Annotated in this window: 15 protein-coding genes; 6 read left to right on the forward strand and 9 right to left on the reverse strand. The window is 67.6% G+C overall.

What is annotated here, in order from left to right:
- The first annotated feature begins 106 nt into the window (after positions 1-106).
- Positions 107-1006 (forward strand): transglutaminase family protein, encoded by a 900-nt coding sequence (locus L3V85_RS19800; RefSeq protein ID WP_237674434.1) that lies wholly within the window; start codon positions 107-109, stop codon positions 1004-1006.
- Positions 1007-1201: 195 nt separating this feature from the next.
- The gene (locus tag L3V85_RS19805; protein WP_237674435.1) at positions 1202-2725 is read left to right on the forward strand and encodes an alpha/beta hydrolase family protein; all 1524 of its coding nucleotides are present in this window, start codon (positions 1202-1204) and stop codon (positions 2723-2725) included.
- A 44-nt stretch (positions 2726-2769) separates the two neighbouring features.
- Here the strand turns inward: L3V85_RS19805 and L3V85_RS19810 are convergent, their stop codons facing one another.
- The 4 genes from L3V85_RS19810 to L3V85_RS19825 all read right to left on the reverse strand — a co-directional run bounded on the left by L3V85_RS19810 (position 2770) and on the right by L3V85_RS19825 (position 7344).
- Positions 2770-3981, reverse strand: a complete 1212-nt coding sequence (locus L3V85_RS19810) for a glycerophosphodiester phosphodiesterase (protein WP_237674436.1) — start codon at positions 3979-3981, stop codon at positions 2770-2772.
- Positions 3982-4120: 139 nt separating this feature from the next.
- A complete protein-coding gene (locus tag L3V85_RS19815) occupies positions 4121-5083 on the reverse strand; it encodes a crotonase/enoyl-CoA hydratase family protein (protein ID WP_272933863.1) in 963 nt (320 codons plus the stop codon).
- A 39-nt stretch (positions 5084-5122) separates the two neighbouring features.
- Positions 5123-6619, reverse strand: coding sequence for a sensor histidine kinase (locus L3V85_RS19820; RefSeq protein ID WP_237680610.1), 1497 nt, complete (start codon positions 6617-6619; stop codon positions 5123-5125).
- Positions 6619-7344, reverse strand: coding sequence for a response regulator transcription factor (locus tag L3V85_RS19825; protein ID WP_237674438.1), 726 nt, complete (start codon positions 7342-7344; stop codon positions 6619-6621). The genes L3V85_RS19820 and L3V85_RS19825 overlap by 1 nt, the downstream gene beginning before the upstream one ends.
- A 98-nt stretch (positions 7345-7442) precedes the next feature.
- On the opposite strand from L3V85_RS19825, the gene L3V85_RS19830 reads away from it, so the two are divergent.
- The 4 genes from L3V85_RS19830 (at position 7443) to msrA (ending at position 10073) form a co-directional block, all read left to right on the forward strand.
- Complete coding sequence (locus L3V85_RS19830; protein WP_237674439.1) at positions 7443-8099, forward strand: cytochrome b/b6 domain-containing protein; 657 nt, start codon at positions 7443-7445, stop codon at positions 8097-8099.
- Between the two features lie 7 nt (positions 8100-8106).
- Positions 8107-8898: a molybdopterin-dependent oxidoreductase gene (locus L3V85_RS19835; RefSeq protein ID WP_237674440.1), complete on the forward strand. Its 792-nt coding sequence runs from the start codon at positions 8107-8109 to the stop codon at positions 8896-8898.
- Between the two features lie 104 nt (positions 8899-9002).
- Positions 9003-9269 carry a pentapeptide MXKDX repeat protein gene (locus tag L3V85_RS19840; protein ID WP_237674441.1) on the forward strand — a complete coding sequence of 89 codons (267 nt, stop codon included), beginning with the start codon at positions 9003-9005 and terminating at the stop codon, positions 9267-9269.
- 102 nt (positions 9270-9371) lie between these two features.
- A complete protein-coding gene (msrA, locus tag L3V85_RS19845; RefSeq protein ID WP_237674442.1) occupies positions 9372-10073 on the forward strand; it encodes a peptide-methionine (S)-S-oxide reductase MsrA in 702 nt (233 codons plus the stop codon).
- Here msrA and L3V85_RS19850 read toward each other — a convergent pair.
- The 5 genes from L3V85_RS19850 to L3V85_RS19870 are packed head-to-tail and all read right to left on the reverse strand — an operon-like array spanning position 10070 to position 14828.
- Positions 10070-10714 carry a hypothetical protein gene (locus L3V85_RS19850; RefSeq protein WP_237674443.1) on the reverse strand — a complete coding sequence of 215 codons (645 nt, stop codon included), beginning with the start codon at positions 10712-10714 and terminating at the stop codon, positions 10070-10072. The two genes, msrA and L3V85_RS19850, sit on opposite strands and share 4 nt — an antisense overlap.
- A 31-nt stretch (positions 10715-10745) precedes the next feature.
- Positions 10746-11531: a DUF899 domain-containing protein gene (locus L3V85_RS19855; RefSeq protein WP_237674444.1), complete on the reverse strand. Its 786-nt coding sequence runs from the start codon at positions 11529-11531 to the stop codon at positions 10746-10748.
- 34 nt (positions 11532-11565) lie between these two features.
- Positions 11566-12231 carry a glutaminyl-peptide cyclotransferase gene (locus L3V85_RS19860; RefSeq protein WP_237674445.1) on the reverse strand — a complete coding sequence of 222 codons (666 nt, stop codon included), beginning with the start codon at positions 12229-12231 and terminating at the stop codon, positions 11566-11568.
- Between the two features lie 43 nt (positions 12232-12274).
- Positions 12275-13495 (reverse strand): helix-turn-helix domain-containing protein, encoded by a 1221-nt coding sequence (locus L3V85_RS19865; protein WP_237674446.1) that lies wholly within the window; start codon positions 13493-13495, stop codon positions 12275-12277.
- A gap of 34 nt (positions 13496-13529) precedes the next feature.
- Positions 13530-14828: an acetyl-CoA hydrolase/transferase family protein gene (locus L3V85_RS19870; RefSeq protein ID WP_237674447.1), complete on the reverse strand. Its 1299-nt coding sequence runs from the start codon at positions 14826-14828 to the stop codon at positions 13530-13532.
- Positions 14829-14878 lie beyond the last annotated feature (50 nt).

The raw sequence follows: 14878 nt of genomic DNA on the forward strand, positions 1-14878 counted from the left end.
CCGGCAAGTCGACAAAAGCCCGTCAAGGCGCGGGCGGGCGCCGATTCTGCGGCAAGTGCCCGCCGCATTCCACCTCTTGCCGCACGAAGGCCCCAGAATGCATCGCATGGCCACCCAATACGACATCACGCACACCACCGTCTACCGCTACAACAAGCCGGTCACGTTCGGCCTGCACCGCGTGATGTTCCGCCCGCGCGACAGCCACGACCTGCGTGTGCTGGCCACCGACCTGCAGGTGAGCCCCGAAGCTTTCACGCGGCTGATTCAAGACCCGCACTCCAACTCCGTCGCGCTGGTGCAGCCGATGGGCGAGGCGACCGAGTTGCGCATCGTGTGCTCCTTCACCATCGAGCATGTGCCGGCCCAGCAGGACCAGCTCGCGCTCGACCCCGCCGCCGAATTCTTGCCCTTCGCCTATTCGGTGCAGGAGCGGCTGGACCTCGAGCACTACCTGCGCCCGCACCACGACGACGACACGCAGGGCACGCTGATCCGCTGGGCCCACCAGTTCCTGCACACCGACAAGCCCAACAGCACCCGCGAAGTGCTCACGCGCATGAACGCGCACATCGGCCAGAGCCTCGAATACAAGGCGCGCGACGAGGAAGGCACGCAGACGCCGCTGGCCACGCTGGCGCTGGGCAGCGGCAGTTGCCGCGACTATGCGCTGCTGATGATGGAAGCCGCGCGGCGCCTTGGCATCGCCACGCGCTTCGTCTCGGGCTACATCTACGACGCCGCGCTCGACACCGCGGCGCAGACCCAGGGCGAATCGATGACCGGCGCTGGCACCACGCATGCCTGGCTGCAGGCCTACCTGCCGGGCATCGGCTGGATGGCCTTCGACCCCACCAACAACCTGATGGGCAGCGGCCAGCTGATCCGCGTCGGCGTCACGCGCGACCCGGCCCAGGCGGCGCCGATCTCAGGCAGCTGGTACGGCGACGCCGAGGCTTACGAAGGCCTCGAGGCGACGGTGGTGGTCACGCGCCGCAAGGACTGAGGCACCCCGCCGACGCGGTGGTTGCTGTCGCGCATGCGATAGCCGTTGCGGGAAATCCCTCGGCAATACATTTCGCAACACATCTACGCTGCGCCGCCGGCCAGCGAAATAGCACGGTCGTTCTGAACGATCGCGGGTGCAGCGCCGCGTCGGCTTTTTCTTCCAAGAACTCACAAGAACGGAGAGAGACACCCCATGCATTCAGCACGCCTGACACTTCTTGCCCTGGCAGCCAGCCTCGCCGTCGCATCCTGCGGCGGTGGAGGTGGCGGCGGCAACAGCCTCGGCTTCATTCCCACCCCCGCGCCTGCGCCCGCCGCGGCGCCGCCGCCCGCGCCGGCACCCGCGCCCGTCGCTGAAGAAACCCGTCTGCAGGACGGCCGTAACTCGTTCGCGCCGGCGGATCCCTCGGCCACCACCTTCGCCGCGCTCGCTGCGGACGGGAGCGATACGGTCGACAACAGCACCACCAGCCGCTGGGCCGGCATGCTGGGCGGCGCCCAGTACAACGTCGAGGTGCCCGCCAACTGGAACGGCCAGCTCGTGATGTACGCGCACGGCTATGCCGGCGAAGGCAACCTGTTGCAAGCAGGCTCGCCGACGATCCGCCGCTATCTGATCCAGAACGGCTATGCCTGGGCGGCCTCCAGCTACAGCAAGAACTACTACGACGTGCGCGCCGGCGTGGAAGACACCAACGCCCTCGCCCTGCAGTTCAACGCCATCGCCAAGGCCAATGGCCGCAACCTGGCCGCGCCGTCCAAGATCTTCATCACCGGCCATTCGATGGGCGGCCACATCACGGCGGCGGCCATCGAGGACGAGACCTATGCCACGGCCAACCACAAGGTGAAGTACAACGGCGCGGTGCCGATGTGCGGCGTGGTGGGCGACACGGAGTTGTTCGACTATTTCGCCGCCGCGCAGGTGACCGCGCAGGCGCTGGCGGGCAAGGCCAGCTATCCCACGCCGAAATGGGCTGACATCGCGACGCAGGTCACGCCGACACTCTTCTCGACTTTCTCGGCCACGACCATCGTGCGAAACGGCGCTGTGGGAGACCAGTACGCCTCGGTGCTCGAAAACTTGACCGGCGGCCCGCGACCTCTTTTCGACTTCTCCTTGCAGAACGGCCGCTCGTTCCAGGCGGTCTGGGGTGTGTTCGGCAGCGATGGCACGGTCAACGGCATCCTCAACAAGAGCACGCTGGACACCAACCGCTTCGTCTACAAGATCGACGGCGACACCGACGCATCCGACGCACTCAACGCGCTGGCCCAGAAGCTCACGGCCGCGCCGGACGCGAACCGCCTGCGCACCGACGGCCTGCGCTGGATTCCCAAGGTCAACGGCGAGTTCAAGATCCCGGTGGTCACGCTGCACACGCTGGGCGACCTGTACGTGCCGTTCAGCATGGAACAGATCTACAACAAGCGCGTGGCAGCCAAGGGCAACAGCCAGTGGCTGGTGCAGCGCGCGATCCGCGGCATCACGCATTGCGACTTCACCATCAAGGAGCAGGAAGAAGCCTTCATCGCCATGATCAACTGGGAAAAGGACAACACCGCGAAGCCTGCCGGCGACGACGTTCTCACCCCTGCCACGATCAAGGATTCGAAGTACGGCTGCAACTTCACCCGCAACTCGGTGGGCGTGGACGACAACCCGAGCGTGACCGGCGTGCGCCCGTTCCTGCCGTCCTGCTCGCCACCGGTCTGAGTCCGGCCCGCGGGCGGCACCGCCGCCCGCATCTGCTGCGCGCCCTACTTGCGCTGCGCAGCGAGAAACGCCTTCACCGCCGGCACCGCTGTGGCGGGGCTGTCGGCAAAGAGGCCGTCGATGCCGACGTCCAGGAAAGCCTTGATTTCCCCCGCGGTATCGCCGTATGCGATCGGGTTGGTCTTCGGCTCTTTCTTGAGGCTGTCCGGCAGGAAGTTGTTTTCGGGCCTGAAGGTCCAGACGTGAACCTGCAGCTTCTTGTCGTGCGCGTCCTTCACGAGCGAGGTCGGCGTGCCGAGCTTGCCGTCGACCACCGGGATCACGCTCGCCTTGTCCGCGCCGATGCCCTGCGCATAGGTCGCGATCTCGGCCAGGCCCGCGGGCTTCTTGAGGTCGGCATAGGTCCGCTTGTCGCCCAGAACCTCCAGATCGTAGGGCGCGCCCTCCGAGTAGACGAGCTGGATGATCCGCACCTTGCTGCTCAGGCGGATGTCCTTCAGGTTGCCGGTTTCGAAGGACTGCACGAACACCGGCGCATCGGCCTTGTTCAGATCGTGCTTCTGCAGCGTGTCGATCAGCTTCTTCTCGAGCGGCAGGCCGATCGAGCGGAAGTAGGTCGGATGCTTGGTCTCGGGATAGATGCCGATCACGCGGCCCTTGGCCACCGATTGCGTCTTGGCGAGCTGGATCACCTCGTCGAGCGTGGGCACCTGGAACTGGTCGTTGTACGACACGTTGGCCGGTCGCACCTTCGGAATGCGCTCGCGAGCCTTCAGCTCCTTCAGTTCGGCCAGCGTGAAGTCCTCGGTGAACCAGCCGGTCATCGTACGGCCGTCGATGGTCTTGGTGGCCTTGCGGCTGGCGAACTTGGGCACGTCGGCCACGTTGGTGGTGGCCTCGAGCACGTTGCCCGAGGCGTCCACGATGGCGATGGCGTTCTCGTGGCGGGCAACCAGTTCGCCGTCCTTGGTGGGCACGAGGTCGGGCTCGATGAAGTCTGCCCCGTCGTCGATGGCCTGCTGGTATGACGCCAGCGTGTGTTCGGGCCGAAGCGCCGAAGCACCGCGGTGCGCGATGACGAGCACGGGGGCCGCTTCCACGGGCGCGGGCGCCGGGGCCGGCGCCGGAGCCGGCGGCGCAGGAGCCGGCAAGACCGGCAGCAGCGGCGTCATGTCGTTGCCGCCACCGCCGCATGCCGCCACGAAAGCGCACGCACAAGCCGCCAGAGCGGTCCTGGAAAAAGTAAATAACTGCATTTAAGTTCCTCCCTTTTGTTCATATCGATGTAAATTTACACGCCTTTTGCCGTCAAACAGGTTGGCAACAGGCGCGCCGGATCATCGAGGGAGGAAATGTCGGTCGCGTGACATGCGTCACGCGACGGCGTGCACCGGCTCAGCCGCGCGCGGCCAGCTTCGCTTCGAGTTCCGCGATGCGCGCGCGGGCTTCATCGCCTTCCGGAATCGGCCGCCCGCTGTCGCGCCACCGCACGGCACTCTTGAAGCCTTCAGCCTCCGCCTGCCGCCGGAACCACATGCCTTCGGGGTTGTGCCGCGTGATGCCGTCGAACACGGTCGCGAACATCTGGCTCTGCTCCAGCCCCATCGAGTGCCACACCTGGTTGACCACCAGCTTGTGCATCATCAGGTGCGAACGCGGCACGCCCGCGATACGCAGGGCCAGCTTCAGCGTGGCCCCTTCGAGCTGGTCCGCCGGCACCGAGAAATTGGCCAGTCCCCATTCGGCGGCCTGCCTGCCGTCGATGGTGTCGCCGGTGAACATGAGCTGCTTGGCGCGCATGGCGCCGAGCCGGTAGGTCCACATGGCGGTGGTCGGGCAGCCCCACACGCGCGTGGGCATGTAGCCGATGCGCGCGTCGTCGGCCATGGCCAGCAAGTCGCAGCACAGCGCGATGTCGCTGCCGCCGGCCACCGCGTAGCCATGCACCTTGGCGATGGTTGGCTTGCGGCTGCGCCACAGGGCCATGAAGTCGTCGGTGTTGCCCTTCATGGCAACGTAGTCGAGCATCGGGTCCCACGGCGTCTTCTCCTGCCGGCAGGGGTGGTCGCCCTGCCCTTCGCGACCATGGCCTTCGGCATAGTCGCCGAGGTCGTAGCCGGCGCAGAAGGCACGGCCCGCGCCCTCGACGACGATCACATGCACCTCGTCGTCGGCTTCTGCCCACTCGACCGCGCGGCGTATCTCCGACGGCGTGGTCTCGCCGATGGCGTTGAGCTTCTCCGGGCGGTTCAGCACCAGGCGCGCGATGCGCGGGTGTTGCGGGTCCTTCTCGATCAGGACAGTGTCGAAAACTGGCATGGTCTCTTGTCTCCTGTGTTTGGGAACGGGTCGCGCCACGCTTGTAGCATCGCCCCCCCGACACAGGCAAACAGCCGCTCAGGCCCCTGCCGCGCTCCCCGCACTGCCCAGTTGGAAGCGGAACACCGCGCCCTTTTCGGGCTGCTGCACCAGGCGAATGTCGCTGCCATGCAGTTGCAGGATGCGCTTGACGATCACCAAACCCAGGCCGCCGCTGCTCGCGCTGTCGGTGCGCGAGCCGCTCATGAACACCGGTCGCATGAAAAGCGACTTCTGCAGCTCGCCCGGAATGCCCGGCCCGGTGTCGCTCACCTGCACCGTCACGCCGGCGTTCTCGGGACGAAGCTGCACCACGATCTCACCGCCCGCCGGGGTGTGGCGGATGGCGTTGTCGAGCAGGTTGGTCAGCACGCGCTCGATCATTCCCAGGTCGGCCGACACCACCGGCAGGCCCGGCGCGATGTCGGGCTTCAGGCGCTGGTGGCGCGCCTCGGCGGCCAGCTCGAACTTCTGGAACACGTCCTGCACCAGGTCGGCGAGCGCGAAGTTTTCCTTCTCGGGCTTGACCACGCCGTATTCGAGCCGCGCCAGCTCGAAAACTTCCTGTGCGAGGCGGCCCACCTTGCGGCTCTGGCCGAGCGCGATCTCCAGATAGCGCCGACGCTCTTCCTCGCTGAGCGAGCCGGCCTTGAGCAGCAGGGTTTCGAGGTAGCCGTGCAGCGAGGTGAGCGGCGTGCGCAGGTCGTGCGAGATGTTGGCGAACAGCTCGCGGCGCTGCTGGTCTTGCAATGTGAGTTCACGCCATTGCTCGGCGATGCGCCGCGTCATCTGCGTGAAGGCCTGGCCCAGTTGCGCGATCTCGTCGGTGCCGCGAGACAGGCGCTCCAGCGTGGGCGTCTCGCTCTCCAGGGAGGCGATGCCCTCGGTCTCGAAGCGCTTCACCGCCGCCGTCAACTCGCGCAGCGGCCGGGTGATGAGACGAAAGGCCGCAAGACCCGCGAGCAGGCCGAGCAGCGCCACCAGCCCCATCGACCACAGCGTGGTGCGCAGCACGTTGTCGGTGGCCACGTTGGCGACCAGCGCATCGTGGTCCTCGCCCTGGAGCACCACGTAGACGTACCCCACGTCGCGCCCGTCCATGCGCAGCGGCGCGGCGCTGAACACCTTGGACGCCGTGAGGCTGCGCGGATCGTCCCCGCCGATGGGCAGCGGCGCGCCCGACAGCAGCTTGCGGATCGGCTCCAGCCCGACCGTGTCGCGCTTCAAGTGTCCCTCTGGCGCGGCCTGCGCCTTGATGCGGCCGTCCAGCCCCAGCAGGTAGACCTCCACGCTCGGGTTGACGGCCATCAGCTTGTCGAACAGGTCTTTCACCGCCGGCTGATTCAGGCCGTCGGGGTTCATGAGTTCGGAGTTCTCGGCGATATGCGCCGCGAGCCCGATCGACAGCCGCTGCACCACTTCCTGCTCGTGGATGCCGTTGGAGCGCATCTGCAGCCACGCCGATGCGCCGCAGCACACCAGCAGCAGCACCGCGAACACGGCCGAAAGCCGCCGCGAGAGCGAACTCCAGAACATCACGCCGAGTCCTCCCCGTTCGCCGTGGCCGACAGCTTGTAGCCCCGCCCCCACACGGTGAGGATGCGCCTGGGCTGCGCCGGATCGGCCTCGACCTTGATGCGCAGCCGGTTGATGTGGGTGTTGACGGTGTGCTCGTAGCCGTCGTGCTGGTAGCCCCAGACCTGGTTGAGCAGGTCGAGCCGCGAGAACACCTTGCCGGGGTTGCGGGCGAAGAAGTACAGCAGATCGAATTCGCGCGGCGTGAGCTCGATGAGCTTGCCGTCCACCCGCACCTCGCGCGCCAGCGGCTCGATGTCGAGGTTGCCCAGCGCCAGGCTGCCCGACTCCATGCGGGCATTGCGGGCCAGCGCATCGGTGCGCCGCAGCAGCGCCTTCACCCGCGCCACCAGCTCCAGCACCGAGAAGGGCTTGGCCAGGTAGTCGTCGGCGCCCAGCTCCAGCCCCAGGATGCGGTGCACCTCGCTGGAACGGGCGCTGATGATGATGATCGGCGTGTAGCGTGTCATGGCGCGGGCACGGCGGCAGATCTCCAGGCCGTCGACGCCGGGCAGCATCAGGTCGAGCACCAGCGCGTCCCAGTTGCCGCGCTCCAGCTCGCGCAGGCCGGCATGGCCGTCGGCCGCATGCTCGACCGCATAGCCTTCGTCGCGCAAGTGCATGCGCAGAAGTTCGGCAATGTGGGCGTCGTCCTCGACGATCAGCACTCGCTTGGCTGTGTCCATGGGGTGGCATTGTCCCGCGATACGGGCTTTGGAGTTATCACGATTAATTGAAGTTTGCGTGATGAATCGGCCATGGGGTGCGCCCAACAATCCGCCCCATGAACAGCACAGCCATCGCCCCTCTTGCCGCCGAGGCCCCCAACGCGCCTGATGCCGATCCCCGCCCCATCCACCCGCTGTGGATGCGCATCACGCACTGGCTCAATGCGCTGGCGGTGCTGGTGCTGGTGACGAGCGGTTGGCGCATCTACGACGCGTCGCCGTTCTTCCCGTTCACCATTCCCACGGTGGTCACGCTCGGCGGCTGGCTGGGCGGCGCGCTGCAGTGGCACTTTGCCGCGATGTGGCTGCTGGTGTTCAACGGCCTGCTGTACCTGGTGCTGAACATCGCCAGCGGCCGGCTGGCCACCAAGTTCTTTCCGGTCACGCCGCGCGGCGTGCTGCATGACGCGCTGGCGGCGCTCAAGGGCAAGCTCTCGCATGCCGATCCGCGCCACTACAACAGCGTGCAGAAGCTGGCCTACCTGTTCGTGATGCTCGACCTGATCGTGATCGTGCTGTCGGGCCTGGTGCTGTGGAAGTCGGTGCAGTTCGCGGTGCTGCGCGACCTGCTGGGCGGCTACGAGTTCGCGCGCCGCATCCATTTCTTCGCGATGGCGGCCATCGTGGCCTTCGTCGTCGTGCACCTGGTGATGGTGGCCCTGGTGCCCCGCACCCTTCTCACCATGCTCCGCGGCCGCGCACCCAAGGCCTGACCCAATCATGAAAATCTTCAAGGCCCCCACCCTGAGCGGCATCGACGGCGACGCCGTGCTGCGCGAAGCCCGCACGCTGATCGAAAAGAAGCTCGACCAGCCCTCGCGCCGCCTCTTCATGCAACGCTCGCTGACGCTGGGCGGCCTGTCTCTGCTCACGGGCTGCAGCATCAGCGACAACGCGCAGGTCGACGCCGCGCTGACGAAGATCTCGCGCTTCAACGACAAGGTGCAGGGCCTGATCTTCAGCCCCACGCAGCTCGCGCCGACCTACACCGAGGCAGAGATCACCCGTCCCTTCCCGTTCAACGCCTACTACGGCGAAGACGAAGTGCGCGAGGTCGACGAAGCCGGCTACAAGCTGGAAGTGACCGGCATGGTCGCCGACAAGCATGCCTGGACGCTGGCCGAGCTGCGCGCCATGCCGCAGGAAGACCAGATTACCCGGCACATCTGCGTGGAGGGCTGGAGCGCCATCGGCCGCTGGGGCGGCGTGCGCTTTGCCGACTTCCTGCGCCGCATCGGCGCCGACACCACCGCCAAGTACGTGGGCTTCAAGTGCGCCGACGACTACTACACCAGCATCGACATGCCCACCGCGCTGCATCCGCAGACGCTGTTGACGCTGACCTACGACGGCCAGCCGCTGCCGCCCAAGTACGGCTTCCCCATGAAGCTGCGCATGCCGACCAAGCTTGGCTACAAGAACCCGAAGCACATCAAGGCGATGTTCGTCACCAACACCTATTCCGGTGGCTACTGGGAAGACCAGGGCTACAACTGGTTCGGAGGGAGCTGAGGGGCTGCCACAGCCGCTCGACTGCCGATGAAAGCGCGAGGCCGTGTTCCCTGGGACCGGGCCGATCTTTTTTGAAAAATGACACCTCAACTGGAAGATTCCAAATGAACAAGCTCACCGCAACCCTGCTCGCCACCTGCATCGCCTTCGCCGGCGCCTCGGCCTTTGCCGCCGACGAAATGTCGAAGGACGGCATGGCCAAGGACTCGATGTCCAAGGACGGCATGAAGAAAGACTCGATGGCGAAGGACTCCATGTCGAAAGACGCCATGAAGAAGGATTCGATGTCGAAGGACAGCATGTCCAAGGACGCCATGAAGAAGGACTCGATGTCGAAAGACAGCATGTCCAAGGACTCGATGTCCAAGTAAGCACCGGGCGCGAACCGCCCGATCCGCCCCGCCATTGACGAAAGGCGGGTTGGGCGTCAATGTCGCGCCATTCAACAGAGGAGCCTCCTGAAAGGAAAGCCAATGAGATCCTTCGCACTGACCGCGGGCACCCTGGCCGCCGCAGCCCTCGTCTGGTATGCCGTGCCCTCGTCCGCCGAGACCTCGCGCCGCGTGCCGGCACCCACGGCCGACATCACCGCCGCCCCCACGGCCAAGACGGAGACCGCCGTGTTCGCGGGCGGCTGCTTCTGGGGCGTGCAAGGCGTGTTCCAGCGCGTCAAGGGCGTGAGCAACGCGGTCTCCGGCTATGCCGGCGGCGACGCCAAGACAGCCCGCTACGAAGAAGTCGGCTCCGGCCGCACCGGCCATGCGGAGTCGGTGCGCATCACCTACGACCCGCAGCAGATCAGCTACGGCAAGCTGCTGCAGATCTACTTCTCGGTGGCGCACGATCCGACCGAGCTGAACCGCCAGGGCCCCGACACCGGCACGCAATACCGCTCGACCGTGTTCGCCGAGAACGCCGACCAGGCGCGCATCGCCAAGGAATACATCGCGCAACTCAACCAGGCCAAGACCTACGGCAAGCCGCTGGCGACCACGGTCGAGATGTCCAAGCCCTTCTTCGCGGCCGAGGACTACCACCAGGACTACCTGACGCTGCACCCGAACCAGCCCTACATCGCGATCAACGACCTGCCCAAGATCGAAGACCTGAAGAAGCTGTTCCCCGAGGTCTACAAGGCGACGCCTTCGCTGGTGAAGGCCGCGAAGGCCGGCTAGCCGCCGCGAAGCGCGATCAGAAGCACGCCCGTGGCGGCCAGCGCGGCCGTCCAGGCGTGGCGCTGGAACCGCTCGCTCATGAGCCGTGGATTCATGGCGATGCCCCGGCACACGCCAGTTGCGATGGCTCCGGTCGTGGCCAGCATCGCGGCCGTGTGCAACCCGACCGCCGCCAGCGCCAGCAGAAGCGAGCCCGAAGCGGTGATCTCGCGCGCAGGGTTGTCCGCGAGGCACAGCGGCATGAGCGCGGGCACCAGCATCAGTCCGGCGCCGTGCGCGGTAGCCATGAGAAAAGACCACAGCGCGATGCCGACATGTCCCGCGCGGATGCCTGACGGCCCATGCATTCCTTTCCGCGCATCGCCCCGCAGCCAGCGACAGGCCGCAACACCCAACAGCAGCGCGCCGGCCGCGCCCTGCACTCGCGCATGTTCCATCGACATGCCCCAGGCGAAGCCCCACGCCACCACCGCGACCGAAACGCCATGCCCTAGAGCGATGGGCAGCAGGGCCCGCCGCGCCTGGGCCCCGTCGCGGGCCTGCACGCCGCATGCGGCGGCGAACATCCAGCCGTTTGCCGGGCTCAGTCCATGAAGGGCTCCGAGGCCGGCAACGGCCAGCCAGGGCCAAAGGCTCGCCATGACATGCCCGATCGGTTCAGGAGCGCCGGGCTCAGCCGCGGTGCGAGCAGCAGGAATCCGCAGCGGCCTTCGCGGCGGGCTCAGGCTCGTAGCGGTCGTGGTGCCGCACCCATTCCATCTTGTGCGGCACGTCGCGCTCGCCGCGGCCCTGCGGCGTGAGGTCCATCAGGCTGTAGGCGCCCATCATCACTTCCACGCCGCGTCCGAAGGTCGAGTACGTATGGAAGACATCGCCCGCGTCGTCCTTGTAGAACACGCTGATGCCGGGCGCCTCCGAGGCCGGGAAAACCCGCTTGCCGTAGTTGTAGTCGACCTCGCCCGCGGCCAGTTCATCGGGCGTGAAGCTGACGTGGAAGTCGTGGTTGAAGTCGCTGCCTTCCGACGACACCCAGTCGAAGCGCCAGCCCATGCGCTCGCGGAAGCGGGCGATCTCGGCCAGCGGCGCGCGCGAGACGGCCACGAAGCTGATGTCGCGATGCGCCAGGTGCACGTTCATGCCGTCGGTATGGTCCGCCATGTACGAGCAGCTCGGGCAGCCCTCGCCCCAACCCGGGCCGAGCATGAAGTGCTGCACCACCAATTGGCGGCGCCCGGCGAACAGGTCTGCCAGCGTGCGCTTGCCCTGGGGCGTGTCGAACACGTAGTTCTTCTGCACGCGCTCCCACGGCAGCGCGCGCCGCTCGCGGGCGATCTGGTCCTGCAGGCGCATCAGTTCCTTCTCGCGCGCCAACAGTGTCTTCCGCTCGGCGAGCCAACGTTCGCCCGGCACGACAGGATGGTTCCGAACGCCTGCCGGCTCCGTAATGGCTGTGTTCATGATTCGTTTCTCCTTGCAAAGTGATGAAGCGCGATCAGGACCGGGCCGCCTTCGGCCGCCGCACGGCGCGGACCTTGCCGCTGTTGCCGCCGCCGCAATAGAAAAGGTCCGCCCCGTCGGACTCCAGGCCGCTCACGCCCATGCCGCGCGGCATTTCGAGCCGCTCCAGCACGGCGCCGCTTTGCGCGTCGATGCGGCGGATGTCGCTCTGGTCGTCTTCCCACGTGCCGTGCCACAGCTCGCCGTCGACCCAGGTGACGCCGGTGACGAAGCGGTTCGACTCGATGGTGCGCACCACCGCGCCGGTCTCGGGGTTGATCTGGTGGATCTTGCGTTCGCGGTATTCGCCCACCCACAGGCTGCCCTCGGCCCAGGTCAGGCCCGAATCGAGCCCCTTGCCCGGCGCCGGAATCGATGCCAGCACCTTGCCGCTGGCGGGGTCGATCTTGTCGATGCGCGCATCGGCGATCTGGTAGAGGTGGGTGCCGTCGAACGCCGTGCCGGCGTCGCAGGCCAGGTCGAGCGTGCGGGTGGCCTCGCCGGTGGCGGGGTCGAAGGCCACCAGCGCGGCGCCGGTGGCGGCCCACACGCGCTGGCCGTCATGGGTGACGCCGGCCACCTTGTCGGAGCCCGCGAAGGGCCCGTATTCACGCACGATCTCTGCCGCGTGCACCGCGGCGCTGCTTGTTCTGTCGCTCATCGTTGGCTCCTTGTGCGCCTGGATTGGCGCGCTGGAGACAACTCTATTCAATAGGCAGCGTGGATGGGAGTAACAAGATCGTCGTGAATCCTGCGAGCGGCGGCGACAGCCACCGGCGCGCCCTGGCCTGTCCGATGGAGCGGACACGGCCCTCTTCCTCCAGTTCGGCCAGCGCGCGCTGCACGGTGCGCTGGCTCGCGCCCACGGCCAGCGCGAGCGCCGAGGTCGACCACGCCGCGCCGTCGGACAGCAGCGCCACCAGCGAGGCCTGCTCGCCGTCGATGGGCGGCGCCAGCACGGCCACCGTGCGGCCGTCGCGCGGCTTGAGGACGAAGCCGCGCGCCGTCGCCTCGATGCCCGCCAGCGACCTGACCAGCGCGCGCAGCCGGCCGATTTCGACGCGCAGGCGGGCGCGATGTGTTTCGTCGGGGCGGCGGGTGCGGAAGGCGCATTCGATCAGCGCCTCGCGGTCGATATCGCCCGGCCAGGCCTCGGCGAGCGCGCGCGCCAGCGAGAACAGCACCGGACGTCGCGCCAGCGGCTGCCAGGCATCTCCCGCGCCCAGCCCGCGGCGGCAGGCGTCGACGACCAGCGCGTCCGACGCCAGCAATGCAGCCACCTCGCCCAGCCGCAGCGTCTGTTCGCCCTCGGCCGACAGGCGCCGCGCCGCGGGGCGGTCGAGTGCCGAGCGCATCTCCGCCACTTCGGCCAGCAGCGCGGGCACGCGCGCTTGCTCGGCGGCTTCCTGTGCGCGAGCCAGTGCCCCTTGTGCCTCACTGATATGCAAAGAGCGCAGCGCCAGTTCGGCCGCGGTGAGTTCGGCCACGGCGGCCAGCGAAGGCGACCGGCCGCGAGCGTCGAGCCTTGCCAGCGCTTCGGCGGCCTCGTCCAGCCGGCCGAGCAGCAGCAGCCGGCGCACGGCTATCAGGCGCGCCTGCAGCGCATTGGCGTGGTCCTCGCGCGCCTCCAGCGTGGCGGCAGCCGCCGCCAGCGCGCGCGGCGAATCGCCGAGGTCGCGCATGGCCATCGCCACCTCGGCCTCGGCGACCACGCAGCGCGCACGCGCCGTTTCCTCATGCGCGCCGAAATCGCGCGCGGCGCGGCGCAGCAGTTCGCGGGCGCGCGGATGCTCGCCGAGCTGGGCCATCGCGATACCGCGCAGCGCCAGCGCCGGCGGGTCTTCGCGCAGGGCCACGCGCTTGAGCGCGCCGAGCACGTCGCCGGCGGCAAGGGCGCGCGCGGAGGCGGCGATCAGCGAATCCATGCCCTGCCCGCCACGCGCAGGCCGCGCCCGGGCCTCACAGCAGATTCGCCCGCTTGGCCTGCTCGGTCAGCTCCGCGCGGAAGTCCGGATGCGCGATGGCGATCAGCTCCTGCGCGCGCTGCTTCGCGGACTTGCCGCGCAGCTGCGCCACGCCGTGCTCGGTGACGACGTAGTTGATGTCGTTCTTGCTGGTGCTCACGTGCGTGCCCGGCGACAGCGAAGGCACGATGCGAGAAATGCTGTCGCCCTTGGCGGTGGAAGGCAGCACGATGAAGGCCTTGCCGCCGCGCGAGCGATTGGCCGCCCGCACGAAGTCCGACTGCCCGCCGGTGCCCGAGTAAGGCGCATGCCCCAGGCTCTCGGAGCCGCACTGGCCCAGCAGGTCGATCTGCATCGTCGCGTTGATGGCCACCAGGTTGTCGTTGAGCCCCGCCAGCGCGGGGTCGTTGGTGAAGTTCACCGGGTGCATTTCCAGCGACGGGTTGCGGTCCATGAAGCGGTAGAGCCTGCTGGAGCCCAGCGCGAAGGTCGCGACCGACTTGCCCGGCAGGTAGTTCTTGCGCCGGTTGGTCACCGCGCCGCTTTCCACCAGCGTGAGGATGCCGTCGCCGATCATCTCGGTGTGGATGCCCAGGTCCTTCTTGCCGGTGAGCTGCATCACCACCGCGTCGGGAATGCCGCCGTAGCCGATCTGCAGCGTCGAGCCGTCGTCGATCAGCCCGGCCACGTGCCTGCCGATGGCTTCCTGCACCGGGCCGATCTTCGGCAGCCCCACTTCCATCACCGGCGCGTCGTTCTCGACCAGCGCCGCGACCTGCGACACATGCACGTGGCAGGCGCCGTAGGCGAAGGGCACGTTCGGGTTCACTTCCAGCACCACCGCGCGCGCTTTCGCGACGGCGGCCATGGTGTAGTCGGCGCCCAGGCTCAGCGAGAAGTAGCCGTGCGCGTCCATCGGCGAAGCCATGGTGAACACCACCTCCGCCGGCACCTGCCCGCGCTCGATCAGCGCCGGAATCTCCGAGAAGTAGTTGGGAATGAAGTCGATCCAGCCCGCCTGCCCGCCCGCGCGCGTGGCGCCGCCGAAGAACAGCGCCACGTGCCGCACATGCTCGACGGTCTCGGAGTCGATGTAGGCGTACTTGCGCATCGCGAGGATCTGCGCGACCTTCACGTCGCGGAAGTCGCGGCGCTGCTCCGACAGGGCCGTGAGCAGTGTCGGCGGCTCGCCCACGCCGGTCGGCACGATGATCATGTCGCCGTTGCGCACCTGCTGGCGCACGGCATCGGCGGCGGAAACGAGCTTGCGCTGGTAGAGGTCCTGGATCGTCATGAAGCTTGGCGAGTTGTCTCTGTTGGTTGTCTGTTGGTGATGTCTGCCGG

Source organism: Variovorax paradoxus (assembly GCF_022009635.1).
GTDB lineage: Bacteria > Pseudomonadota > Gammaproteobacteria > Burkholderiales > Burkholderiaceae_C > Variovorax.